This window comes from Neobacillus sp. FW104-15D2 (assembly GCF_058790155.1).
Genome location: NZ_JBYTCJ010000006.1, coordinates 129,910 through 153,544, shown reverse-complemented (window position 1 = coordinate 153,544; position 23,635 = coordinate 129,910). Strand labels below are relative to the sequence as shown.

At 42.1% G+C, this 23,635-nt stretch carries 26 protein-coding genes; 24 read left to right on the top strand and 2 right to left on the bottom strand.

Translation table 11 applies throughout. The features are described from left to right. Nucleotides 1–96: 96 nt before the first annotated feature. The 7 genes from glpX (at nt 97) to prmC (ending at nt 6,671) form a co-directional block, all read left to right on the top strand. Nucleotides 97–1,059 carry a class II fructose-bisphosphatase gene (glpX, locus tag AC3WR0_RS07375; protein ID WP_027323490.1) on the top strand — a complete coding sequence of 321 codons (963 nt, stop codon included), beginning with the start codon at nt 97–99 and terminating at the stop codon, nt 1,057–1,059. Nucleotides 1,060–1,632: 573 nt separating this feature from the next. Then, nucleotides 1,633–2,910: a transcription termination factor Rho gene (gene rho / locus AC3WR0_RS07370; protein WP_027323489.1), complete on the top strand. Its 1,278-nt coding sequence runs from the start codon at nt 1,633–1,635 to the stop codon at nt 2,908–2,910. A gap of 170 nt (nt 2,911–3,080) precedes the next feature. Next, on the top strand, nt 3,081–3,302 hold the full coding sequence (gene rpmE, locus AC3WR0_RS07365; protein ID WP_027323488.1) for a 50S ribosomal protein L31: 222 nt from the start codon (nt 3,081–3,083) through the stop codon (nt 3,300–3,302). Nucleotides 3,303–3,459: 157 nt separating this feature from the next. After that, nucleotides 3,460–4,074 (top strand): thymidine kinase, encoded by a 615-nt coding sequence (locus tag AC3WR0_RS07360; RefSeq protein WP_492551689.1) that lies wholly within the window; start codon nt 3,460–3,462, stop codon nt 4,072–4,074. Between the two features lie 110 nt (nt 4,075–4,184). After that, nucleotides 4,185–4,625, top strand: coding sequence for a hypothetical protein (locus AC3WR0_RS07355; RefSeq protein ID WP_492551688.1), 441 nt, complete (start codon nt 4,185–4,187; stop codon nt 4,623–4,625). A gap of 116 nt (nt 4,626–4,741) precedes the next feature. Further along, entirely contained in the window at nt 4,742–5,815 is a 1,074-nt protein-coding gene (gene prfA, locus AC3WR0_RS07350; protein ID WP_492551687.1) for a peptide chain release factor 1, read from the top strand. Continuing rightward, nucleotides 5,808–6,671 (top strand): peptide chain release factor N(5)-glutamine methyltransferase, encoded by an 864-nt coding sequence (gene prmC / locus AC3WR0_RS07345; protein WP_492551686.1) that lies wholly within the window; start codon nt 5,808–5,810, stop codon nt 6,669–6,671. The genes prfA and prmC overlap by 8 nt, the downstream gene beginning before the upstream one ends. 162 nt (nt 6,672–6,833) lie before the next feature. On the opposite strand, the gene AC3WR0_RS07340 is transcribed toward prmC, so the two are convergent. After that, nucleotides 6,834–7,151 (bottom strand): hypothetical protein, encoded by a 318-nt coding sequence (locus tag AC3WR0_RS07340; protein ID WP_492551685.1) that lies wholly within the window; start codon nt 7,149–7,151, stop codon nt 6,834–6,836. 59 nt (nt 7,152–7,210) lie between these two features. After that, a complete protein-coding gene (locus tag AC3WR0_RS07335) occupies nt 7,211–8,074 on the bottom strand; it encodes a TolB family protein (RefSeq protein ID WP_492551684.1) in 864 nt (287 codons plus the stop codon). 128 nt (nt 8,075–8,202) lie between these two features. Here AC3WR0_RS07335 and spoIIR point away from each other — a divergent pair, with 128 nt between their 5' ends. From spoIIR to atpE, 17 genes are all read left to right on the top strand, one after another. Beyond that, complete coding sequence (gene spoIIR / locus AC3WR0_RS07330; RefSeq protein WP_492551683.1) at nt 8,203–9,126, top strand: stage II sporulation protein R; 924 nt, start codon at nt 8,203–8,205, stop codon at nt 9,124–9,126. Between the two features lie 213 nt (nt 9,127–9,339). After that, a complete protein-coding gene (locus tag AC3WR0_RS07325; protein ID WP_492551682.1) occupies nt 9,340–9,789 on the top strand; it encodes a KGG domain-containing protein in 450 nt (149 codons plus the stop codon). Nucleotides 9,790–9,959: 170 nt separating this feature from the next. Then, nucleotides 9,960–10,406, top strand: a complete 447-nt coding sequence (locus AC3WR0_RS07320) for a GNAT family N-acetyltransferase (protein ID WP_492551681.1) — start codon at nt 9,960–9,962, stop codon at nt 10,404–10,406. A gap of 175 nt (nt 10,407–10,581) precedes the next feature. After that, nucleotides 10,582–11,625 (top strand): L-threonylcarbamoyladenylate synthase, encoded by a 1,044-nt coding sequence (locus AC3WR0_RS07315; protein WP_492551680.1) that lies wholly within the window; start codon nt 10,582–10,584, stop codon nt 11,623–11,625. Between the two features lie 275 nt (nt 11,626–11,900). Continuing rightward, nucleotides 11,901–12,032, top strand: coding sequence for a hypothetical protein (locus AC3WR0_RS07310; protein ID WP_492551679.1), 132 nt, complete (start codon nt 11,901–11,903; stop codon nt 12,030–12,032). 754 nt (nt 12,033–12,786) lie between these two features. Continuing rightward, nucleotides 12,787–13,341: a manganese efflux pump MntP gene (locus AC3WR0_RS07305; protein ID WP_492551678.1), complete on the top strand. Its 555-nt coding sequence runs from the start codon at nt 12,787–12,789 to the stop codon at nt 13,339–13,341. Nucleotides 13,342–13,481: 140 nt separating this feature from the next. Continuing rightward, the gene (locus AC3WR0_RS07300; protein ID WP_492551677.1) at nt 13,482–13,925 is read left to right on the top strand and encodes a low molecular weight protein arginine phosphatase; all 444 of its coding nucleotides are present in this window, start codon (nt 13,482–13,484) and stop codon (nt 13,923–13,925) included. Between the two features lie 21 nt (nt 13,926–13,946). Beyond that, a complete protein-coding gene (locus tag AC3WR0_RS07295) occupies nt 13,947–15,236 on the top strand; it encodes a methyl-accepting chemotaxis protein (RefSeq protein ID WP_492551676.1) in 1,290 nt (429 codons plus the stop codon). 126 nt (nt 15,237–15,362) lie between these two features. Continuing rightward, a complete protein-coding gene (rpiB, locus tag AC3WR0_RS07290; protein WP_027323475.1) occupies nt 15,363–15,809 on the top strand; it encodes a ribose 5-phosphate isomerase B in 447 nt (148 codons plus the stop codon). A gap of 252 nt (nt 15,810–16,061) precedes the next feature. After that, nucleotides 16,062–16,637, top strand: a complete 576-nt coding sequence (locus AC3WR0_RS07285; protein WP_492551675.1) for a TIGR01440 family protein — start codon at nt 16,062–16,064, stop codon at nt 16,635–16,637. A gap of 217 nt (nt 16,638–16,854) precedes the next feature. Beyond that, nucleotides 16,855–18,096: a serine hydroxymethyltransferase gene (gene glyA, locus AC3WR0_RS07280; RefSeq protein WP_492551674.1), complete on the top strand. Its 1,242-nt coding sequence runs from the start codon at nt 16,855–16,857 to the stop codon at nt 18,094–18,096. 441 nt (nt 18,097–18,537) lie between these two features. Further along, entirely contained in the window at nt 18,538–19,167 is a 630-nt protein-coding gene (gene upp / locus AC3WR0_RS07275) for a uracil phosphoribosyltransferase (protein WP_492551673.1), read from the top strand. Between the two features lie 279 nt (nt 19,168–19,446). Then, a complete protein-coding gene (locus AC3WR0_RS07270) occupies nt 19,447–21,675 on the top strand; it encodes a S8 family serine peptidase (RefSeq protein ID WP_492551672.1) in 2,229 nt (742 codons plus the stop codon). 251 nt (nt 21,676–21,926) lie between these two features. Then, nucleotides 21,927–22,148, top strand: a complete 222-nt coding sequence (locus tag AC3WR0_RS07265) for an AtpZ/AtpI family protein (protein WP_492551671.1) — start codon at nt 21,927–21,929, stop codon at nt 22,146–22,148. A 6-nt stretch (nt 22,149–22,154) separates the two neighbouring features. Continuing rightward, entirely contained in the window at nt 22,155–22,523 is a 369-nt protein-coding gene (locus AC3WR0_RS07260) for an ATP synthase subunit I (protein WP_492551670.1), read from the top strand. A 23-nt stretch (nt 22,524–22,546) separates the two neighbouring features. Beyond that, nucleotides 22,547–23,260, top strand: a complete 714-nt coding sequence (gene atpB, locus AC3WR0_RS07255) for a F0F1 ATP synthase subunit A (RefSeq protein ID WP_492551669.1) — start codon at nt 22,547–22,549, stop codon at nt 23,258–23,260. Between the two features lie 69 nt (nt 23,261–23,329). Next, nucleotides 23,330–23,542, top strand: coding sequence for a F0F1 ATP synthase subunit C (gene atpE / locus AC3WR0_RS07250; RefSeq protein WP_027323467.1), 213 nt, complete (start codon nt 23,330–23,332; stop codon nt 23,540–23,542). Nucleotides 23,543–23,635: the final 93 nt, after the last annotated feature.

Here is a 23,635-nt window from a genome sequence, read left to right as displayed (position 1 = left end):
CTAGACAGTAAAAAGGTATTCACTAGTCCTGCGCTGAGCGGGACGCAAACAGCTTTAATAGAGGCAATGTAAGTGAGAGAATGGGGGACGAAAGCTATGGAGAGAAGTTTAACGATGGAGCTTGTCCGCGTAACGGAAGCTGCTGCGCTGGCATCTGCCCGCTGGATGGGCCGTGGTAAAAAAGATGAAGCAGACGATGCAGCGACATCAGCTATGCGGGATGTGTTTGATACGATCCCAATGAAGGGTACTGTTGTGATCGGTGAAGGTGAAATGGATGAGGCCCCAATGCTTTATATCGGGGAAAAGCTAGGAACCGGGTACGGTCCCCGTCTGGATGTAGCCGTTGATCCTTTGGAAGGAACTAATATCGTTGCATCCGGCGGATGGAATGCGCTGGCGGTTCTGGCTGTTGCAGATAATGGAAACCTTCTGCATGCACCTGATATGTATATGGAAAAGATTGCGGTTGGCCCTGAAGCTGTGGGCCAGGTAGATATTAATGCTTCTGTATTGGATAATTTAAAAGCGGTAGCCAAAGCAAAAAACAAGGATATTGAAGATGTCGTGGCAACCGTTCTAAATCGTTCCCGCCATGAGCATATTATTGCCCAGCTTCGCGAAGCAGGAGCTAGAATTAAACTGATTAATGACGGTGATGTGGCTGGAGCGATTAATACAGCTTTTGATCAAACAGGCGTAGATATTTTATTTGGATCTGGCGGTGCCCCGGAAGGCGTTTTGGCTGCCGTTGCACTGAAATGCCTGGGCGGTGAAATTTTAGGAAAGCTTCTTCCCCAAAATGATGCCGAAATCGAACGCTGCATTAAAATGGGTCTGGACGTAAACAAAGTACTTCGGATGGAGGACCTAGTCCGTGGGGATGACGCCATCTTTGCTGCTACAGGTGTAACGGACGGAGAACTGTTAAAAGGTGTGCAATTCAAAGGCTCCTATGGTTCAACCCATTCAATTGTTATGAGAGCGAAATCGGGAACAGTCCGTTTTATTGATGGACAGCATAGCTTGAAAAAGAAACCGAACCTTGTAATTAAATAATTTTTAAAAATGAAGCTCTGATGTTGATTAGGGATCCACGAGACATTCGTTTCTTTAAGGAACTGGCGACATTAGGATTTCAACCTGCTAACAGGCACTAACGCTTTTTAGCGATTTTGAATTCATACATAAATTCAAAAAGCGTAATCAAAACTAGGGCATCCGCAAAAGAGCCTAGTGAATGCCAAGTTTTTTCTAAGAAAATATACAATAAAGATAACAGAGCTGAAAATTAGGCAAACCCTTTCTCCCAGGGCCTTGACTGGTTCAGGAGAAAGGGCTTGTTTACCTTTTTCGACAATAGTTTCGCATTCTTGTTTTCATCCAATAATAAATATTAGTTGATTATTTTTTTATAAACAGGGTAAAATAGAAATTGTTTTATACTTCATAATTCTTTTCTTCTTTATACTTCAAAGCAATCGTAAATCAGACTTTCCCAATCCTCCAACGTTTACTTTTCTAAAAGAAGCTTAACTTTCATTCTTGAAGTCAATAACAGTTCATTCCCAAGAGGGGTTATTCTGTCTGTTGTCGGGGAAACGGAACAAAATTTTAAAGAGTGGTGTACAAATGGATATTACAATATCAAGTCTTGAAAATATGAAGCTGAAGGAACTGTACGAGCTTGCTCGTGAGTACAAGGTTTCTTACTACAGCAAATTAACGAAAAAGGAATTAATTTTTGCCATCCTAAAAAGCCGAGCCGAGCAACAAGGCTATTTTTTCATGGAAGGCGTGCTGGAAATCATTCAATCGGAAGGCTTTGGCTTCCTTCGCCCAATTAATTATTCACCAAGCTCGGAGGATATTTATATTTCTGCCTCCCAAATTCGCCGCTTTGACCTAAGGAATGGGGACAAAGTTTCGGGGAAGGTTCGTCCTCCTAAGGAAAACGAACGCTATTATGGTCTGCTGCAGGTCGAAGCCGTAAATGGTGACGATCCCGAATCTGCAAAGGAACGGGTCCATTTTCCTGCGTTAACAGCTTTATATCCAAACAGGCAAATGAAGCTTGAAACAACTCCTAAGCATTTATCAACAAGAATTATGGACGTTGTTGCTCCGGTCGGTTTTGGACAGAGGGGTCTTATTGTGGCTCCGCCAAAAGCAGGTAAAACCATGCTGCTTAAGGAAATTGCCAACAGCATTACGACCAACCATCCTGAAGCAGAACTTATCGTGCTGCTGATTGATGAAAGGCCGGAGGAGGTTACGGACATTGAACGTTCCGTAGCCGGAGATGTTGTTAGCTCGACGTTTGATGAGGTTCCTGAAAACCATATTAAAGTAGCGGAGCTAGTTCTTGACCGTGCGATGCGTCTGGTAGAACATAAACGCGATGTTGTTATATTGATGGACAGTATTACTCGTCTTGCACGTGCTTATAACCTGGTTATCCCTCCAAGTGGAAGGACTCTTTCAGGGGGTATAGATCCTGCTGCCTTTCACCGTCCAAAGCGTTTCTTTGGTGCGGCGAGAAATATTGAAGAAGGCGGCAGTCTGACAATCCTGGCAACAGCTCTTGTAGATACTGGATCCAGGATGGATGATGTTATTTATGAGGAATTTAAAGGGACAGGAAACATGGAGCTTCACCTTGACCGCTCTCTTGCTGAACGCAGAATCTTCCCGGCGCTTGATATTCGCCGCTCAGGTACACGTAAAGAGGAGCTGCTTATTCCTAAAGACCATCTCGACAAACTGTGGGCAATACGTAAGTCAATGTCTGATAGCCCGGATTTTGCTGAACGCTTCCTAAAAAAATTAAGGCAGACAAAATCAAATGAAGAGTTTTTTGCTATTCTTGGTGAAGAAATGAAGGGCAGCCGTTCTACAGCCCGTCAATAGGAATAGTAAATAAATTCCAGATTTTTATGCTTAGTCACTTGTTGCAAAAACTAGGATCCCTTGCTATAATGATCATAGTGTGTTTTTAGCTTATTAATGTTTGTTAAAAAGACAAGCATTAATTTATAACTCTGTTTCAGAATGACTCAGGGCAGAAGGAGATGAAAAGAATGAAAACAGGTATTCATCCAAATTATAAAACAATTACGGTGTCTTGCGCTTGCGGTAACACTTTTGAAACTGGATCCGTTAAAAACGAGATTCGTGTAGAAACTTGTTCCGAGTGTCACCCGTTCTATACTGGTCGCCAAAAATTTGCTGAAGCTGGCGGACGTGTTGACCGCTTCAACAAGAAATACGGCCTTAAATCTCAACTACAAGAACAAGAATAACTGGTCAAAACAGGCAAGAATCTTCATCGCTTGCCTGTTTTTTACTTTTAAAGGGTTTCCAGCATAATCGTCTTGGATAAATATTAAAGGTTACATATATTTTTTTTGTCAAAAATAGAACATAAGTGGTGTTAGCAAGGAAGGAGAGGCCTGTTTTATGTATGTGATGAAACAAAGCGGATGGATTGAGGTTATTTGTGGCAGCATGTTTTCAGGTAAATCGGAGGAATTAATCCGAAGAGTTCGACGTGCACAATTTGCCAAACAAAAAATTGCTGTTTTTAAACCGAAAATTGATAATCGCTATAGTGAGGAATCAGTTGTTTCCCATAATGGCTCTTCTTTTATTGCCAAGCCTCTTGCCCAATCTACTGAGATTCTAGATCATATTGATGCTGAAGTGGATTTAATTGCAATTGATGAGGTTCAATTTTTCGATGATGAAATTGTTCGTATAGTCCAGCAGCTTGCTGACAGCGGCTATCGCGTTATTTGTGCAGGTTTAGACCAGGATTTCCGGGGAGAGCCTTTTGGGAAAATGCCTGCTCTTATGGCTGTTGCTGAATTGGTAACAAAGCTGCAGGCTGTGTGCTCCGTTTGTGGTTCACCTGCAAGCAGAACGCAGCGTCTGATTAACGGAAGCCCGGCTTCCTACCACGACCCTGTTATCTTGGTTGGAGCATCAGAAGCCTATGAGCCACGCTGCCGTCATCACCATGAGGTACCTAAAACATCAAGCCGCATGCTTGAAGCAGAAGTCCTTAATAAATAATCTAAAACCGCAGCGGACAAGCTGCGGTTTTTTAATGTCCATGTATGTGGAAAAAATTTTCTGAAACACCTTTAGGAAATAGGGGAACGATAGTATTAGAGGTGGTACAGATGAAAAAATTAATGATTTTAACCATAATGGCCGTTCTTTATTTAGCTGGCTGTAATAATAATGCTAATGACAAAGCAAGCTATGATTTAAGGAAGGATAAGACTAATCCTCAATTTATGTCCAATCGGAATGATGGCAGGCAGCGAATGGGCGACCAGAATCCCAATTTCCTCAACCTGGAGGGTACAACAGAAAGAAGTGAAGTTAGCCCCAACGGTGGACCGGATGTTGATAAGGCAAGGCAAACAGTTGCCGCAACCAAAGAATTTAAGCCAGGTTCTGTCTGGATCAACGGAGACAGAATGTGGGTAACAGTTTATAAAAAGGGAGTTCTTTCTGATCAGGAAAGAATGGATGCACAAGCCCGCATTCACCGAAAGCTGACTAAAGCTTTACCCCGATATAATATAGAAGTGAGAGTTCGGGAAGACAGAAGATAACATGCTCCTATTACAGGGCATGTTTTTTATTTTCCTCTCCTTTAATTGGTTTTGACGCTTTGTATCCCCTATACTATAATTAAAATGGTATGGACTAAAAACTGAGGTGAGTAACTGTGTTCGATCGTCTTCAAGCAGTTGAAGATCGTTATGAAAAGCTGAATGAGCTTTTGAGCGATCCGGAAATTATAAATGATACTAAGAAACTTCGTGAATATTCGAAGGAACAATCTAATATACAAGATACTGTTATGGCTTATCGCGAGTATAAAGAAGCGAAACAACAATTTCAGGACGCTAAGGCTATGCTAGAGGAAAAGCTTGATGCTGAAATGCGCGAAATGGTAAAAGAAGAGGTCAATGAATTAGAAGGACAAATTGAGGAATTGGAAAGCCGTTTGAAGATTCTTCTTATCCCTAAAGACCCTAATGATGATAAAAACGTTATCTTTGAAATCAGAGGAGCAGCTGGCGGTGACGAAGCGGCCCTTTTTGCCGGAGATCTTTACCGGATGTACAGCCGTTTTGCTGAAGCTCAAGGCTGGAAAACAGAAGTTATTGACACCAACCCAACTGGTCTTGGCGGATTTAAAGAAATTATTTTTATGATCAATGGGCAGGGAGCCTATTCAAAGCTTAAATTTGAAAACGGAGCCCATCGTGTTCAGCGTGTGCCTGAAACTGAATCAGGCGGACGAATCCATACTTCGACTGCTACAGTAGCATGCCTGCCGGAAGCAGAGGAAGTAGAAGTAGAAATCCACGATAAAGATATTAGATTTGATGCTTTTGCATCAAGTGGCGCTGGCGGACAAAGTGTTAATACAACGATGTCAGCTGTTCGTTTAACTCATATTCCTACCGGTATCGTCGTTTCCTGTCAGGATGAAAAATCCCAGCATAAAAACAAGGATAAGGCCATGAAGGTATTGCGTGCACGTGTCTATGACAAGTTTTTGCAGGAGGCACAAGCGGAATATGATCAGGTTCGTAAATCTGCGGTAGGAACAGGGGACCGCTCTGAGCGGATTCGTACTTACAACTTCCCGCAAAATCGTGTGACCGACCACCGCATCGGGTTAACCATCCAAAAGCTTGACCAGATCCTTGAAGGAAAGCTTGATGAAATTGTTGATGCTCTAATTGTTGCTGACCAATCTCAGCGTCTTGAGGATGCATCGAATGTCTAAAAAAGTGTTTGAAGCCCTCAAATGGGCTTCTTCTTTTTTAAAAAGTGCCAATCGCGATGAAAATGCGGGAGAATTGCTGCTGAGGCACTTATCGGGTATGACAAGGTCTCAGCTTTTTGCCGAACTGCGTTCAGAACTTTCGGGTGATATCTATGAAAAGTTTGAGCTGGCAGTAATGGAACATGTAAATGGAATGCCAGTCCAATATATTATTGGAGAAGAAGATTTTTACGGACGTTCTTTCAAGGTCAGTGAGGCGGTGCTCATTCCCAGGCCTGAAACGGAGGAACTAGTCCAGGAAGCTTTGCGAAGAGTTGAAATAAGACTTGGAGGCGGCACCGGCAGGCGAATGGTGGATGTCGGGACCGGAAGCGGTGCAATTGCGGTTACCATGAAGCTGGAATGTCCTGAGTTGAACGTCTCTGCCTCAGATATTGCAGATGATTCTTTAGGCGTGGCCAAAAATAATGCTGACCGGCTTGGCGCTGACGTGCAGTTTGTCCAGGGAGATTTGCTTATTCCTTTTATTGAGGAAGGCGAGTCCTTTGATTTAGTACTATCAAACCCTCCTTATATCCCTGTCAGTGATATGGCGGGCATGTCTGAGGTCGTCACAGAACATGAACCGCACCGTGCTTTATTTGCCGGGGAGGACGGGCTTGATTTTTACAGAAGGTTCATGAAAGAACTTCCGTTGGTATTAAATTCCCGGGCTTTAGTCGGTTTTGAAATAGGTGCCGGACAGGGGCCATTGGTTAAAGAACTGCTTGAAAAAACATTCCCATCAGCGAATGTCGACATTCTATATGATATTAACGGCAAGGATCGAATGGTATTTGCCGAAAGAGGATTTTGATTTAAAGCCCCGGAAATATCGGGGCTTTTTCGCATTAGGAGAGCAAAACGAATCAATCGCACACTAAAATTCATGGATAGAACTCCTAATTACTATCTAAGGGGTCAACAACCTTTAAAAATGCCAAAAGCCAGGCCGAAGCCTGGCTTTTTTTAATGAAAATCAACGAAAGATGGAATAGGGCCCTATATTTTTGACCCACAGTTTGACCCCGTGCCCATTTGGGTTTGCCATCAATAGATCTCCATTGGAAGTTAAGTCGCTTTTTCTAATCCAGGTTATCTTTTTTGCAACAGGAACGTATTGAGGCTGATAATCGCCTTTTCCCATTGGAGGAGATGTGATTTTTATTTGCTTTTGCCCTGATAAATCCAAAGCATATAAGGAAGGTTCCGGGCGTTTGGAAGGATCGTTTGACCATTCGCTCTCTTTTACCCTTGAGACAATTACCTGTGAATCGTTAACCCAGGTAAAACCCAATTCAGCAAACTCGGGAGGAGTGAGAGTCAAGGTTTGATATGCGGGGAGCTCAGTCACCTTCATTTTTTTATTTGTAAAACCAAATACGTCCTTCCTCCTCCAGCAATATATCCTAAAAGGTTCTTATTATCGGCCCACTGAGGTCTGTCTAAATGTAAAATGATTTCATCTATTGGCTGAAATTCTTTTCCGTTTGCCGAGATGACGCAAAGCATGTTGCTGTCCATGGACCAGGACGCTGTAGGCGATAAAATAAAGGAAATCCACTGATGATCTGGTGAATAAGCAAACGAATCTGCATTGATTGACAGGATGTTTATTTTACCTTTTGTTATTTCTTTTGGAATGGTAAAAAACTCTTTCACATTTTTTGATAAATTGGTGATATTCTTATATCCTTCAGCAATGGAGATGGTATATAGAACCGGATTACTCCAGCCAAGGGGGGTGAGGGAAGCACTCGAAGAGGCAATAAAGCCTTTCCCATCGGGCTGCCATTCATAGTCACTCACACCTAAGGCAATATTATAGAATGTTTTTAAGTCAGAAACATTTAAAACACCGTCGCTTTGAAAAGCTATGATATTTTCCTTGGGAGACCACTTTGGATTTTGTGCATTATAAAAAACCTTTTGATGCTTATTAGTATTAAAGTCATAAACCCATAACTCATATTGTGGTACCGTATCCAATCCCTTAGTTTCTTTTTGATAAAGGAGCATATTCCCATCATGAGACCATTGAGGAGGAACAGGGTATTTGGATTTTTGTTTCGATAGTTTTATCTCTTTATTGTCTGCTTTAATCCATAAATACCCATCCCTGACAAAGGCAACTTTTATGGAAGGACTGCTTTGTTCAGCTTGGCTGGTAATGGGAAAAATAAAAATAAGACTAAAAATGATAATAAACAATTTCCTCATTAAATCACCTCGCTATATTATTTTCTTTTAAAAGAGATTTTATAAATCCAAATTCATTTTTCTTATTTTCATAGTTTAAGAACCTGGCATTTTGTCCACAATGGGTTAGTGAAGGGACGGTGCGAGAGATGAGAAGCAGAACGATGGTTTGGGCATATTTATTAATTTTATCAATTGGAACTATATTGAGTTTATATATACCGAAAAATGAAGCAGTACAAGCGAAGGAAGAAGTTGTAATACCTGGTGAAGCGATCAGGCTTAGAATTCTGGCTAATAGTGATATGGAATCGGACCAGGCTTTAAAGCGCCTGGTAAGAGATAAAGTAAATGAAAATATTACCCTTTGGGTGAAGGATCTTACTTCAATAGATGAGGCAAGAACGCTGATTCGTTCAAAACTTCCAGAAATCCAGAAGATCGCTGAGAAAGTTGTGGAAGAACAGAAATCAAAGCAAAGCGTAAAAGTTAATTTTGGAAAGGTTCAATTTCCTACGAAGCTTTACGGTGAGTTTTTATATCCAGCGGGTGAATATGAAGCCATTTTGATAACACTTGGTGAAGGTAAAGGAGCGAACTGGTGGTGTGTACTGTATCCGCCGCTATGCTTCCTTGATTTTTCAAGCGGAACAGCAGTCAGCGCAGGATTTTCAGATAAAAAGTCTGATACTGATAAAGAATCAAAAGTAAATGAAGAGACAAAACAAGAAATGGAAGTAAAAGAAGAACCAAAACAAGAAACTGAATTAAATGAAGAACTAAAACACGAAACCGAGGTAAAGGAAGAAACAGATAAACCGGAAATCCAACAATCAGTTACCAAAGCAAAAACAATAGAAAGAGCCGAGCCGGTAAAAATAGAGAGCAAGGAAGAAGCCTCGACTGAAAAAACAATAGAACCAAATGCTAATGTAGAAGAGGTAAAACATTACAGTTCAGAAGATGAAGAACTACAGGGAGTAAAGAAGGCTTCAGTCTATACAGCTGAAGATGAAAAACCGGTCGAAGTGAAATTTTTTGTAGTAGAACTATGGGAAAGAATATTTAATTAAGAGAGTTGGCAGAATGCCAGCTCTTTTTCTGTCAATAAAGAGCCAAAAGTACCCTTTTCTATTACAAAGAAATTAAAAGTTGAGAAGTGTCTACCATTTATTTTACAGCTGATGGACAAGTCCATTACAAATTCCTTACATTGGTTTTTTTTATAATCAACGGGATATATAAAGGGTGTAACGTCAAAAATCTTCTAAAGGAGTGGATCTTAAATGGCTAAAAAGGATAATAACAACGATAAGATGTCTCGTGAGGAAAGAGGACGTAAGGGCGGCGAAGCAACGAGCCGCAATCATGACCGTGAGTTCTATCAGGAAATCGGCCGGAAAGGCGGAGAATCCACTGCTGAGAACCACGACAAGGATTTCTATCAGGAAATTGGCCGTAAAGGCGGAGAAACGACAGCTGAAACTCATGACAAGGAATTCTATCAGGAGATTGGCCGTAAAGGCGGAGAATCCACGGCTGAAAACCATGACAAGGAATTCTATCAGGAAATCGGCCGTAAAGGTGGAGAATCCACTGCTGAGAACCACGACAAGGAATTCTATCAGGAAATCGGCCGTAAAGGCGGCGAAGCAACACGTGATAAGCATGGCGATGATTTCTACGAGGAAATCGGTGAAAAAGGCGGAGAATCCAGAAATAGAAAAAAAGACTAATATAGTCGCTTGAATAAGAGAAAGATCTTCCCAAAGCCAGGGCAGCGAATCGTTGCTCTGGTTTTTTATATTTCAGAAATGAAATGGTTCTTTCTGCCGGTTTTCCAGGTTCTACTTCTATCAAAAGTGCATATCAATGGTAGTAGAAAACTAAAACCGGGGTGAAAAAAATGCAGGCAGTTATTCGTTGTGCGGAGAAAATGGACTTTAATAGAATAGTAGACTTTTTGGAAACAGCTGGTTTGGGAACAGAAGGGATTTCACCAGAAAGTCTGCCCTACTTTCTGTTAATGGAAGATAGCATGGGGGAAATTAAAGGAATGATGGGTCTTGAGTCTTTTGGGGAATCAGGACTGTTACGGTCGCTAGTGATTACTCCGGATATGGGGGAGAATGATCTTATCTATCTTTTTAAAGAAGTGATGCTCCTCGCAAAAAAAAGAAGGATATTTCACCTGTTTCTTGCCACGAATAAGAGGGGTGCACTAGATTTTTTTCATGTACTAGGCTTCCGGGAAACAGAATGGGGGAACCTTCCAGAAGAATTAATTAACTCTCCACATATTAAACACATTTTGAATGTGGATAACTCAATATTTTTGAAATTTTCTTTTTAATTGTGGATATATCCACAAAGTTATCCACTGTTATGAACACTTTATCCACATTTTGTGGATAAAACTTGTATTTACCATCACCATCTTTTATACTTTCAAACGTACTTATTAATAAAAGTGCCCGATTATAAGGGTTGAAAATATATTTTACGTTTGGAAAAAAGGTGGACTTTAGATGAAAACAATTCTTTTGTCAGTGGATAAGTCTGTGGATAATCTAACAGACAATCCACAGGTTGAAATGGCAGCTTCATTGTTAACGAAAAATGAAGTAGTTGCCATCCCGACTGAAACGGTTTATGGACTCGGAGGAAATGCTGAAAATGATGAAGCTGTCCAAAAAATATTTAGTGCCAAAGGCAGGCCATCAGACAATCCTCTCATTATTCATATCGCAGATAAATCACAGTTAAATGGATTTGTGGAGGAAGTTCCTGAGAAAGCTTCTATATTAATGGATAAATTTTGGCCAGGTCCGTTAACAATCATTTTTAAAAAGAAGACAGGCATTCTGTCTGAAAAGGCAACAGCAGGTCTGGATACAATTGCAGTCAGGATGCCGGACCACCCTGTAGCGCTGGCTATTTTAAAAAAGTGTGGCCTTCCAATAGCAGCACCAAGTGCAAACAGCTCTGGCAAACCCAGTCCTACCACAGCTAAACACGTAAAGGACGACCTGGAAGGAAAAATTGCGGGGATAATCGATGGCGGCCCGACAGGTGTGGGAGTAGAATCCACGGTAGTCGATTGCACAGAACAAGTTCCAGTTATTTTGCGCCCGGGCGGGGTTACAAAGGAGCAGCTTGAAGAGGTTATTGGAGAGGTAGTTACAGATCCAGCACTTTTAAATGAAGCGGAGAAACCGAAGGCTCCGGGCATGAAATACAAGCATTACGCACCTGATGCCCCGATGTATCTGGTTAAAGGAAGCCAGAAATTTCTTCAGGAACTCGCTGATGAAAAAAGGAAAGAAGGCCTTCGTGTAGGGGTTTTGACTACTGAAGAACGGCAGGAGGACTACCAGGCAGATATCGTCCTAGCCTGTGGAAAAAGAGAATCTCTCCCGACAGTAGCCACCGCTCTATACGATACCCTTCGTTCGTTTAACGATGAAAACATGGACATTATTTTCAGTGAAGTTTTCCCTGTTGAAGGAGTCGGCCAGGCAATCATGAACCGCCTCCTCAAGGCAGCTGGAAACAAAATCATATCCGAATAACGTGCCCCCCCTCCTAAATAGGAGGGGGGGTTTTTCTTTTGAATTACGGGGTTGGGTTATATCGATCATTTCTTCGGATTAATCGATCATTTTGGACAATTAATCAATCATCTTGGGGGAGATATCAATCAAGTTAAGAATTTAATCAATCATTTACGGCAACTTATCTTTCATCTTGGATAATAGAAAAGCCAGGCTCGAAGCCTGGCTCTAGTAATTGGATCTTCCCCTCGTTAAGGGCCAGTTACCTCTTTTATAGAAAAACCTTTGCGGGGTTGCGTCTTATCGATCATTTCTTCGGATTAATCGATCATTTTGGACAATTAATCAATCATCTTGGGGGACATATCAATCAAGTTAAGGATTCAATCAATTATTCACAGCAATTAATCAATCATTTTGGCTAATAGAAGATCCAGGCGGCTGCCTGGCTATGGTAATTGGATTTAACTAAGGCCCAGTTTCCTCTTTTAGAAAACCTTTACGGGGATGGACCATATCAATCATTTCTATGGCTTAATCGATCATTTTAGACAATTAATCAATCATTTCCGGGGAGATATCAATCAAGTTAAGGACTCAATCAATCATTTACGGCAATTTATCTAACTGGACCCATGATTTTGCTATCTGAAAAGCCAGGAAGAGGCCTGGCTCTGGTAATTGGAATTAACTAAGGGCCAGTTACCTCTTATATAGAAAAACCTTTACGGGGTTGTAGCATATCACGCATTTCTTAAGGGTAATCGATCATTTTGAAGAATTAATCAATCATCTTCGCAGACATATCAATCAAGTTAAGGACGAAATCAATCATTTACGGCAATTTATCATTCATTTTGGTTAATAGAAAAGCCAGGACCGAGGCCTGGCTTTGGTAATTGGACTTAACTAAGGGCAAGTTACCTCTTTTTTAGAAAAACCTATACGGGGTTGGTCCATATCAATCATTTTTTCGGGTTAATCGCTCATTTAGGAGAATTAATCGCTCATTTTAGAAGACATATCCATCATTTCAAACTCTTAATCAATCACCTTCGGACACTTATCGATTAACCGCTATTCTTCAAACACAACGTTTCTTTTCCTCGAATCCTGATTCTAAAAGGGTTAAGACGAGCATAAGCTGAAATAGCAAGTCCGAGGGACGGGGTGGTAGTGATGTCAGCAGTGCTTGGGGAATTGCTTACGCTAATGTTAATGGCGTTTGCGCTAGGAATGGATGCTTTTTCAGTAGGCCTCGGAATGGGAATGTACCAATTGAGGCTTAGGCAGATCTTTAAAATAGGCATAATGATTGGAATCTTTCATATTTGGATGCCGCTGGTTGGAATGGTTGCCGGCAAATTTTTATCGGAAACATTCGGGACTCTTGCTACATATTTAGGCGGCCTGCTGCTCATTATACTTGGGCTGCAGATGATTTGGTCCAGCCTGAAAAAAGATGAAGGAAGCGTGATTAAGCCAGAAGGCTTCGGCTTGCTTGTTTTTGCGTTGAGCGTTAGTCTTGATAGCCTCTCGGTAGGCCTTTCACTTGGAATTTACGGGGCTAGAATGGTGATGACGATTCTTTGTTTCGGAATTGCTGCGACCATTTTAACCTGGGCAGGCCTTTTGGCGGGCAGAAAGGTACAGGGATGGCTGGGTGCCTATAGTGAAGCGCTTGGTGGAAGTATATTGCTAGCGTTCGGTATCAAGCTCCTTTTTCCGTTTTGACCTGTTGTCTTTAAAAAAATCGTTTTTGACACCCGAAATGGGTGTTTTTTGTTTTAAAAAGGAAAAAATGGTTAAATTTTTATAAGGAGTATTGGAATACACGAAAAATGACTTATAATGTAAGAAAAGGAGGGCGCCAAATGCATCGCATATTGTTCGTGTGCACCGGAAATACATGCAGAAGCCCGATGGCAGAAGCCATCCTGAAGAGTAAAAATTTAAAGAATATAGAGGTGAAATCGGCAGGGGTTTTTGCTGCGAGTGGAAACGGTCCATCCGCGAATGCAAGGAAGGCCTGGGAGGAAAACGCTATTCAGCATGACCATCAGTCCAAGCCTGTCACCAAAGAGCTTGTCGATTGGGCAACACTTATTTTCACGATGACAGCCTCTCATAAGAATGCCCTCATTGGGAACTTTCCAGATGCCGGGCGAAAGACGTTTACACTAAAGGAATTTGCCGGAGAAACCATGAACCATGATGTTAACGACCCGTATGGCGGGAATCTGGATATCTACCGGGCAACTTATAAAGAGCTAGAGGGTTTTATCGATCGTGTCATTGAACAAATAAATAGACTATAAATCACCACCAGGGGGAGCAAAATGAAAGCGAAAAGGAAGTACAAGTTTGGACTGAGGAAAAAGCTTGTTTTTTTTACAACAATACTCGCATTTATCACCTATTCAACAAGTGAAGTTTTTATTTACTTCATTTATCCTTTTATATCAAAGTACATCCAAGAAGGCAGTTTCACTTTAATAACCTTACTACTCGGGGTAATCTGGTCCGGAATCCTCGCCTTTTTTGCTGCCAGTTTTATAGTAAAGCCGCTTCAGAAGCTTGAAGCAGTGGCTCTGAAAGCAGCTGATGGGGATATTAGCCAGGATGTCGAACTTTCCAAGTCAGATGATGAGATGAGGTCCCTTGGAAATGCTTTTAACCATATGCTTGAAAATCTAAGAGAGATGGTTCATAAAATTGATGAGAATTTTATCGAAACCAATAATAAAGTGATACATATTTCGGACAGATCAGCTGCTGCCTTTCAACAGGCGGAAAGCATCTCAAGAACCATTAATGAAATTTCCATGGGAGCGGAGAATTCTGCAGCTTCCATTCAAACAACAGCCGAGTCTGTTGAGGAAGTTATTTTAATAGCGGAAGAGGTTCAGGAAAAAGCAAAAACAGCCGAAAATGTATCTAAGGAAATGGTTCATGATCTCCAGGTTTCCAAGGAGGTTATTCAATCCCTTGTTTCTGGAATTGAGCTTCTGGCCCAGGACAACCGTGAGTCCTTAAAAACCGTTAAACATCTGGAAGAAAATGCAGCGAAGGTTGAACAAATCATTCAGCTGGTTGGCGATATTGCTTCCCAGACAAACCTTTTGGCTCTAAATGCATCAATTGAGGCTGCAAGGGCAGGTGACCATGGCAGAGGATTTGCTGTTGTCGCAGAGGAAGTCCGCAAGCTTGCAGATGAAAGCGCCAGAGCAGTTCAGGGAATTTCGGAATTGATAAAGAGTATCCAGTCTGAGGTTCAAAATGTAGTAAAACAAATCTCAGGGCAGGTTGATACGGCCAATGCCGAAGCGAAAAAGGGAACAAGGACGAATGAAGTGATAGAGGAAATGACGGCAACCATTAACGACATGGCTGGTATGGTTCAATCCATTACAGGACTGGTTGACCGCCAAATGGAGAGCATTCGCCATACGGCAACACAATCGCAGGAGGTAGCGGCGATTGCTGAGGAAACATCGGCAGGTGCGCAGGAAGTGGCTTCCGCTACAGTGGAACAGGCTCATGTGATTGAAGGAGTCGAGCACCTTGCGGCTGACCTTACGGAACAGGCAGCAAAACTCAAGGAGACCATTACAAAGTTTAAACTATAATAGGAAGCTCTCTCCAGGTCAGGAGGGGGCTTTTATTTCGAAAAATCAATAGCTTTAAAATTTCTACTGAATGTGTCAAAATAAAAATGAGTTTTAATTGAACGGAATATTAAGGAGGCAGGGAGTATGAAAGTAGCGCTGGCTTCAGATCACGGCGGAGTAAATATTAGAAAAGAAATTGCGGGATTATTAGAGGAACTGGGCATTGAGTATAAAGATTTTGGCTGTGAATGCAGTACTTCGGTGGATTATCCGGATTACGCCCTTCCGGTAGCAGAAAAGGTAGCAAACGGTGAATTTGACCGGGGCATTTTAATTTGCGGAACAGGCATCGGTATGAGCATTGCGGCGAATAAAGTAAAAGGAATTCGCTGTGCGCTTGTTCATGACACGTTCAGCGCAAGAGCAACACGCCAGCATAATGACAGCAATATTCTTGCGATGGGTGAACGTGTAATTGGACCAGGATTAGCTAGAGAAATTGCTGAAGTCTGGCTGACAGAAGAGTTTCAGGCAGGACGCCATTCAAACCGAATTGGAAAGATTTCTGAATACGAAAATCAAAATTTGTAAAGCTTAATTCTTGGCTAATCAGCACGACGGACAGGAAGGACAAGGAAGGCTTCGTTAGCTATATCATTGCTCTTTTCCGAGGAAGTCCTAGTCAGGCAAAAGGCGTAGGACAAGGTAAGCTTCATCAGCTAGGCCTCTTGCGAATAAAAAGCTTTGTTTTTTCGAGGATGTGCCGTTTTGCGCGTGATAAGAACTTAAAGGACTTGGTGATTAAAAGTACTTCTAATCCGAAATATTGGAGGGAATGCAAAGATGGCAGAGACTCTTGAACAATGGGAAAAAGAATTTGCTTCTGTTTTAAGCCAATTTAAGGAGCAGGCAGATCTTAAGCCGGGAGCTTTATTAGTGGTTGGCTGCAGTACCAGTGAGGTTATGGGCGAGAAAATCGGAACAGCCGGAACCTTCGATGCAGCGGAAATGATTTTTCGCCAGCTGAAAAAGCTCCAGGAGGAAACGGGTATTGAGCTTGCCTTTCAATGCTGTGAGCATCTAAACCGTGCACTGGTAGTTGAAAGCCGTTCAGCTGATGCCAGAAACCTGGAGGCCGTCTCTGTAATCCCGGTTCGTAAGGCTGGGGGAGCAATGGCAACCTTTGCGTACGAGCATATGGAAAACCCATCGGTGGTAGAATTTTTGAAAGCTGATGCGGGAATTGACATTGGCGACACCTTTATCGGGATGCATTTAAAGCATGTGGCCGTTCCGGTGCGTATTAAGCAGAAGAGTGTTGGCGGTGCGCATGTAACCTTAGCAAAAGCTAGGCCAAAATTAATTGGAGGCTCGAGAGCCGTATACGAAAAAACTGATAGCAATCAGGCTTGCCACTAGGACTCCATCAATAGGGTCCTTTCTTTTTTGCAGAAAGGATATTGTCCTTTTCTTTTTAGGTATGAACATGCTAAACTAAAATGGGAATTTTCTAAAGATTGTTTTTTAGGTAATCAGAATTAAAAATTCTGAACACATAAGTAAAAGAGGACATTCGCCTTCATGCTTGGGCGAATGCCCAGTTTTTCGAACATAAAAGAACTGAGGGGGATAAACCATGAAACATTTGGCACAGCAGGATCCACAGCTTTTTGAGGCAATGCAGCAGGAATTGGGCCGTCAGCGCTCAAAGATTGAATTGATTGCATCAGAGAACTTTGTAAGTGAAGCTGTAATGGAAGCGCAAGGCTCTGTTCTTACAAATAAATATGCAGAAGGATATCCGGGCAGACGTTATTACGGCGGCTGTGAATACGTGGATATTGCAGAAAACATCGCACGCGATCGTGCTAAGCAAATTTTTGGAGCGGAACACGTAAATGTTCAGCCGCACTCAGGTGCTCAGGCAAACATGGCCGTTTATTTTACAATTCTTGAGCACGGCGATACTGTTCTGGGCATGAACTTATCCCATGGCGGGCACCTTACACACGGAAGTCCTGTTAACTTTAGTGGTGTACAGTACAATTTCGTTGAATATGGCGTTGATGAAAATACACACAGAATTAATTATGACGATGTTTTGGAAAAAGCCCGTCAGCATAAGCCGAAGCTAATTGTAGCTGGAGCAAGTGCGTATCCTCGTGAAATTGATTTTAAAAGGTTCCGTGAAATCGCTGATGATGTAGGAGCTTACTTTATGGTTGATATGGCGCATATTGCTGGCCTTGTTGCAGCAGGCTTGCACCCAAGCCCAGTTCCTTATGCAGATTTTGTGACAACCACAACTCATAAAACTTTACGCGGACCACGTGGAGGAATGATCCTCTGCAAGGAAGAATGGGCTAAAAAGATTGATAAATCCATCTTCCCAGGCATCCAGGGCGGACCTCTTATGCATGTCATTGCGGCAAAAGCAGTAGCTTTTGGAGAAACTCTTCAGGACAGTTTCAAAGAATATTCCAAGAAGATTATCGAAAATGCTAAGCGTCTTGCTGAGGGGCTGCAAAAAGAAGGCTTGAACCTTGTATCAGGAGGAACGGATAATCACCTACTCCTTGTTGACCTTCGTTCACTTGGCTTAACAGGTAAGGTTGCGGAAAAGGTTCTTGATGATATCGGAATCACAGTAAACAAAAATACCATTCCTTTTGATCCTGAAAGCCCATTTGTGACTAGCGGAATCCGAATCGGTACTGCTGCCGTTACTACGCGCGGATTTGGCTTGGAGGATATGGACGAAGTTGCTTCTATCATTTCCCTGGCTCTTAAAAACTATGAAAATGAAGAAACTCTTGCTGAAGCAGGTAAGCGCGTTGAAGCTTTAACAGGTAAATTTACCCTTTATCCAGAACTATAATTACCTTTAACCGGCCGTATCATTAGGTCGGTTTTTTCTTTTTGAATCGCGTGTCGAAGGATTGATGTTTTTTTAATTTATGATAGTTGCCCAATGAAATATTTTTCTGTAAAATTAGACGAAGTGTGAAAAAGCAAAATTTGCAACATGATTTGCTTATTTTTGCAGAACTTAAATAGTAGAGCGTAAGCGACTGTTAAGCGGTGTAAGGGATTTGGAGAAAGGCTAAATTCGCCACGTCCTGTGGCAACGTCTTTCTGACCTGCTTCCTGCAGGTCCCCGATTCGACGGAGATAAAGGAAACACGAAGAGCAAAGCGATTCGTTTTAGGCTTTTCGAAGTTGTTTTAGGCTTTTCGAAGTTGAAAACTCACTGGGCGCTGGAGCTAGGCATTAATTTAAAGTTCCAAAGAATATCTAATTTAATAAAGGGGCGATAGCCGTGGCAAAGGTTTACGTATTTGATCATCCACTCATTCAGCATAAGCTAACTTACATAAGAGACAAAAGCACAGGAACTAAAGAGTTCCGTGAACTGGTTGATGAAGTAGCAACATTGATGGCTTTTGAAATTACAAGGGACATGCCTCTTGAAGAAATTGAAATTGAAACACCTGTAAGCCTTACGAAATCAAAGGTTCTTTCCGGTAAAAAAATTGGAGTTATCCCAATCCTTCGTGCCGGAATTGGAATGGTAGACGGAGTCCTTAAATTAATTCCGGCTGCAAAAGTGGGCCATATCGGTTTATATCGTGACCCTGAAACTTTAATGCCAGTTGAATATTATGTAAAGCTTCCAAGCGATGTGGAAGAAAGAGACTTCATCGTTGTTGATCCAATGCTTGCTACCGGCGGTTCAGCAATTGAAGCGATTAACTCCCTGAAAAAGCGCGGCGGAAAAAACATTAAATTCATGTGCCTAATTGCAGCTCCAGAAGGTGTTGAAGCAGTGAGAAATGCTCACCCTGACGTGGACATTTATATTGCTGCTCTTGATGAAAAGTTAAACGATCACGGCTACATCGTTCCTGGACTTGGGGACGCAGGAGACAGACTGTTTGGAACTAAATAATAAAAGAGAAATCCAGCCAATAGGCTGGATTTTTTTGTATACTTTCCTTTTTACATGAAAACCCTATAAACGCGGAAAAGAGTGAGGGTTTCGCGGAATTGTTCTCAACTTAGGCGGATAAGTACGGGGTTTTCGCGGAATAGAGACCAAAATTGGCGGATAAGTACTAGATTTTCGCGGAAATGGAGACCAAAATTGGCGGATAAGTACGGGGTTTTCGCGGAAAAGATACCAAAATTGGTGGAATAGAAGACAATCTAAATAAAAGTAGGGATCACAATGAAATTTCTTGCTGCCGCTTTAGTGGTTTTTCTCATTTTACCAGGTACAGGAATGGCGATTGGAAAACTGCTTGTGGTTCCCCCTGTTCCCTATGAAAAGGAACAGGTTGCTATTGTGCTTTTAAAGGAACCAAAAACAGAAACCCAGATTAAAGCGCTGCTCTCCTCTTATCCTGGACTGCAGCTGCGTCATATTTTCACTGAGGCGCTTTACGGTTTTTCTGTTAAAGGAGATGCTGAGACTTTCAGTAAACTCTCCTTCAAAGAGGATATTATGAAGATTTCTCCTGTCTATTCCTATCAGGCGGATACGGTGGATAACGTAAAGATGATAGGGGGAGAAGCGGTACGCGGTTATTTTGATAAGCTTGACAGGCGCCTTACGGGGAAAGGAATTACGGTTGGAGTAATCGATACAGGCCTTGATTATACACATCCTGACCTCAGGAATAATTATGCTGGGGGGCATGATTTGGTAGATGGCGATGCTGACCCAATGGAAACAAAGGTTCAGCAGGGGCTCCCGACCATCCATGGAACCCATGTTGCCGGAATTATTGCTGCCAATGGAAAAATAAAGGGTGTAGCTCCGGAAGCAAAGATTATTGCCTACAGGGCGCTGGGCCCGGGTGGATCCGGAACAACAGAACAAATCCTTTCTGCTATTGAACAGGCTATTAAGGATAAGGTGGATGTTCTAAATCTATCATTAGGAAACGAGATAAATGGTCCAGACCTTCCCATCAGTCTTGCTCTTAACAAGGCTGTCGATAAAGGAATTGTCGCAGTAGCCGCCTCTGGAAACTCAGGACCCAATGTGTGGTCGGTTGGCTCACCTGGCACAGCTGCAAAGGCCATTTCAGTAGGGGCTTCAACACCTATAATGAATATTCCTTTCTTATTAATAGAAGGAACTAGTGAAAAAATCCGTTTGGAACCTATGGCGGGTTCGGGTCAGTGGGATACCAGCAAATCCATGGAGCTGGCTGTAGGTGGAATGGGAAAAAAGGAAGAACTATCAGATGCAAAAAATAAATTTGTCCTGATTAAAAGGGGCACCACTACCTTTACGAAAAAGGCCCAAAATGCACAAAATGCAGGCGCCAAAGGTGTGATGATTTATAATAATACGAATGGAAGATTTATCGGAAATCTAGAAGAAGAGCTTCAAATTCCCGTTGTCTCTGTCAGTAAAAAGACGGGAGAGTTTTTAAAAAAACAGATAGAAAGTGGAAATAGATCGATACGGATTAGTATGGAAGAGGAACAGGACAGGCTTGCAGCATTTAGCTCGCGCGGTCCTGTAACAGGTACCTGGGAAATCAAGCCGGACGTTGTTGCCCCCGGAGTAGCCATTAATAGTACGATTCCCGGGGGCTACATGGCACTTCAAGGCACCAGCATGGCAGCTCCTCATGTTGCCGGGGCCTGCGCGCTAATCCTTCAGGCTCATCCTGATTGGTCGCCGCTAGAAGTAAAAGCAGCCTTGATGAATACAGCCAAGCCTATCTCCAAAGGAATCCAAAAACCCTACCGAACTTATGAACAGGGGGCTGGAAGAGTGCAAATTCTGGAGGCTGTTCAGGCGGCCTCACTCGTGCTGCCAGCCTCACTCCACTTTGGAAAGTTTGGGACATCGGGCCTGAGTGGCCAGAGCGAAGCGGTTTTAACCATTGAAAATAAAAGCTTAAAGACCCGAACATATTCCTTTCGGATGCCTGAGGCGGAGGAAGGATTAGAGTGGCAGCTTCCTCTATCATTTACCCTTAATCCTGGCGAAAGCCGGAGAGTGAAAGTTGGGCTCAGGGTAGATGAAATATTATCGCGGAAAAAGATTTATGACGGCCGGCTTGAGTTGGAAGATGGAACAAACGTGATAGGAATTCCCTATTTGTATGTGGTTGAGGAACCGGGGTATCCAAAGGTGATGGGGTTTGATTTGACCCAGGGAGATAAACCGGGAACGTTCCGGTATGAGGTGTATCTGCCTGGCGGGGCGGATGAGTTTGGCATCGCCCTTTTCAATCCGGAAGACTACCGCTTTGTTGGATTCCTTGATATAAGCCGGAATTTGAAGAGGGGTATGATTCAAAAGGAGATTTCTGCTGAGTTGATTCCTGAGGAGGGAAGATACCTCGCAAAAGTCTTTGCAAAAAAGGCAAATCAGGAAGATTCTATCGAAACGGAATTAATTTTTCCGAGAAAAGAAGAAATTGGCAGGAATTGAAATAATTCCTGTCTCTTTTTTCGCTAATTTATTAGCTATCGGAATACCTTGTTTGGTATAATTAGTTTGTGAAGAAATTCACTCCAAATGCATTGACATTGACAAGGGGCTATTGTATGCTTACAAAGGGCATAAAATGGTAGGGTTTTCACAATTTTCATTCTAATATTCGACACGTGAATATGTTGGAAACTCTTAGTTATTTTCTAGTTGCCTTTTTTCACATTCTCTAAATGAGAGGATGCGATATTATGCGTCGAAATGACCGCCATCCGTTACAATCAATGGCTCTCATGTCAGCTATTGTCTCTCAATTAGTCGGCTCCATTCTGATAGGGATTTTCCTAGGCAGATGGCTGGATCGGCATTGGGACACAGAGCCGCTTTTCTTAATTATCGGATTGTTGCTGGGTTTAGCCGCTGGCACATATTCAATGCTCCTTTCAATCCGCCATTTCTATTCAGGAGAATAAACCACCATGCCAGATTTCAGACAAATGTACAAAAAGCAACAGAGATTGGTGTTTTTTTTGTTGTCTGCATATGTTTTAGGCTGGGGCTTTACCTCTTATAAATCTATTTTTTTGGGTTTAATCCTCGGAACTTGCTTCAGTTTTCTAAATCTCTGGTTATTAGTAAGAAAAACAGAAAGCTTTGATAAAGCTGTTTCAGAGGGGAAAAAAGTCCGCTCGTTAGGTTCGCTTTCAAGAATGGCGACAGCGGGAATTGCTGTAATCATCGCATTAAGATATCCGGGGGATTTTAATATACCCGCTCTAGTATTGGGACTAATGACATCATATATTGTCATTATGATAGATTATTTTCATCAATCTTTACATAAATAACACAGGAAGCGAGGTGAGATTTTATGCATCACGAAGCACCCATAGTGAAATTTATGGGCCTTTACTTCAATTTGGCAAACATCCTAATGATCACGATTGCCAGTGCTATTGTCTTTCTTATAGCAGTTCTTGCTACACGAAAGCTGGCATTAAAGCCGACTGGCATGCAGAACTTTTTAGAATGGGTCTTAGACTTTGTTCGCGGAATTATCAATTCAACAATGGATTGGAAGGAAGGCGGAAGATTCCATATTCTTGGACTTACGCTTATAATGTATATCTTTGTATCAAATATGCTGGGCCTGCCATTTTCAATCGTTTATGATGGAAAGCTTTGGTGGAAATCACCAACAGCTGATCCAATTATCACATTGACGCTTTCTGTTATGGTTGTGGGTCTTTCCCATTACTACGGCATTAAGCTGCAGGGTGGCAAAGGATATGCAAAAGGGTTTTTCAGCCCGATGGGATTCTTATTCCCTCTTAAAGTAATCGAGGAGTTTGCTAATACGCTTACTCTTGGCCTGCGGCTTTACGGTAACATTTATGCAGGTGAATTACTTCTTACTCTACTTGCAGGAAGCCTGGCGCACACAAGTATTATTGGCATGATAGCAGCAGTGCCATTAACAATGATCTGGCAAGGGTTCTCAATCTTTGTTGGCTCTATCCAGGCATACATTTTCACAATGTTAACGATGGTTTATATGTCACATAAAGTGAGCCATGACCATTAATATATACCTGTTCATTTTATGAGCAAAACAAAAAAATTTATTTATACATTTCCAGGGAGGAACAAAAAAATGAATCTTATAGCAGCAGCAATTGCAATTGGTTTAGCAGCAGTAGGCGCAGGTATTGGTAACGGTCTAATCGTTGGACGTACAGTAGAAGGTATTGCACGTCAGCCTGAAGCACGTGGTTTACTTCAAACTACAATGTTCATCGGGGTTGCGTTAGTTGAAGCACTTCCGATCATCGGCGTAGTTATCGCGTTCATGGTTCTTAATCGATAATTTTATCGAAGAATACTAATGGCGGAGAGGAGAAATCAAACCTTCGCCATTCATTTATGTCTTAAGTAAATGATGTTGTGTGGGACAAACCAT